Below are 1,050 nucleotides of genomic sequence, written 5' to 3' on the forward strand. Positions count from 1 at the left end.
ACGAGGGCACGCTGCGCCTGCACACCCCGCTCGCCGCCTACGGGGACAGGGCCGCCGAGGGCACCCCAGCGGGGACCACGGCTCACCACCTCCTCACGCACCCCGGCGGGACCGCCGCCCTCACCCACCTCACCCGCCTCGTCGAGCACCTCTCCGGCGGCCCGCTCGCCGACCTCGCGGCCACCCGGGTCTGGCACCCCCTGGGTATGACGGGCACCGGCTTCGCCGACGGCATCCTGCGCTCGCCCCTCGCCGACCTCGTCCGCTTCCTGCGCCACCTCCTGGCCCCGGCGGCCCCGGTGGACCCGGTGGACCCGGCTGCGTCGGCGGGCATCAGCCGTACCTGGACCACCGAGTCCCTCCGGATCCGCACCGGCGAGCTCACCCCCGCCCGCGGCCTGCTCTGGGAGCCGGCCCCGCACGGGGTCTGGACCCACCGCGCCCCGCGGGACGGGGGCCCGGCCCTGTGGATCTCCCCCCGCCACCACCGCTGGGCGGTCCTCCTGCCGACCGCCGGGCGAGGTACGTCGCACACCGCCTTCCGCGAGGCTGTCTTCGCCCCGACTGCCGCCGAATGACGGACGGTCGTGTGAGATCACGAGTTCCACCTCGTCATCAGCCTGTTCACCCGGACCGGCCACGGCCAGGGCCGCGGGCCGAGCACGTCGTGGAGGAGATGCCGGACGCCGCTCTCACCACCGGCCAGCTCCACACCGTCCAGCGCCTCGCCCGCAGCGCGGGACTCGCGCCCGCCCCGGGCCTCACCACGCTCGTCCGCTGCCACTCGGGCCGCAACAGGGCCGGCCTCCTGGCCGCCCGGTGCCCCGTCGACCGGGGACGCACACCCGCGCCGCTGGTCGGGCTGCCCTGACGTGGTCCTCGGGGCGCGGAGCGCGCAGGTGGGACGTACGGTGATGCCGTTGTCGCCGAGCGTTGTCGCTCCCGCCGCGGAGGTGCACGGATGCGTACGGTCCAAGGGGCCGCCCTCGACGGGCTCCGAGCCCGGGTACGGGCCCTCGCCGCCCGGCGTCGCCCCGAGCGAGCCGGCCG

At 77.0% G+C, this 1,050-nt stretch carries 1 protein-coding gene and 1 pseudogene; one reads left to right on the forward strand and one right to left on the reverse strand.

Translation table 11 applies throughout. The features are described from left to right. Nucleotides 1-578: pseudogene (locus tag ACWGIU_RS38405) on the forward strand (hypothetical protein); the annotation flags it as partial. A 17-nt stretch (nt 579-595) separates the two neighbouring features. Here ACWGIU_RS38405 and ACWGIU_RS38410 read toward each other — a convergent pair. Further along, the coding region (locus ACWGIU_RS38410) for a hypothetical protein (protein WP_453712788.1) at nt 596-1,050 on the reverse strand (455 nt) is incomplete at its 5' end.

The organism is Streptomyces sp. NPDC054840 (assembly GCF_053611065.1).